This is a genomic window from Psychrobacter sp. A3 (assembly GCF_028823565.1).
Classification (GTDB): Bacteria; Pseudomonadota; Gammaproteobacteria; order Pseudomonadales; family Moraxellaceae; genus Psychrobacter; species Psychrobacter celer.
On record NZ_JAPEHS010000179.1, the window covers coordinates 1 to 653 of the forward strand.

Sequence of the window (653 nt, forward strand, 5' to 3'; positions counted from 1 at the left end):
CGCGATAATCGAGTGCCACCGTTTCGCCTTGCTCGGCATCATAAATCATCATAAAGCCGCCACCGCCGATGTTGCCCGCCCGAGGTAGTGTCACGGCTAAGGCAAAACCCACCGCAACGCCAGCATCGACGGCATTGCCACCGTCTTTTAGAATCTGTAAGCCAATATCGGAAGCCAGTGCTTCTTGAGTTGCGACCATGCCATTTTTGGCCCAGACTGGATGATGAATGGCATCCTCGGAGTAGATAGCTTGCTCGGTTTTTGTTTTATTGGTTGTGGATGTCAGCTTATTGGTTTGCGCTGGTGTGATGCGCTTGGTTTCAGACAAGACCGTCGGATTGTCGGTCATGATGGCCAGATTGATCGCACTGGTGTTGATTGAGGTGTTATTTATCACATTGGCATCAGTTGGTGTTACTGGTTCAAGTGCGTGCGCTGATACAGATAGCAATAATGTACTGCTAGCAATGAGCATCGCAGATTTTAATGTGGTGATGATGGGTGGTTGAGAGTGGCCAGACAGATTTAGCATGGCAAAGTCCTTTTTATGTGAGTGGTAAAGTTTGGGTGTTTCATAAGTATGAGTAAGAGGTTTTTTATATAGTCGATACACTCTAAAAATGTCATAGCGCTACTGGGATGCTGTTTTTAAA

Annotated in this window: 1 protein-coding gene; it reads right to left on the reverse strand. The window is 46.6% G+C overall.

The window, feature by feature from the left end; genetic code table 11:
* On the reverse strand, positions 1-532 hold a 532-nt coding region (locus NK638_RS12375; RefSeq protein WP_274633244.1), incomplete at its 3' end, for a gamma-glutamyltransferase.
* Positions 533-653 lie beyond the last annotated feature (121 nt).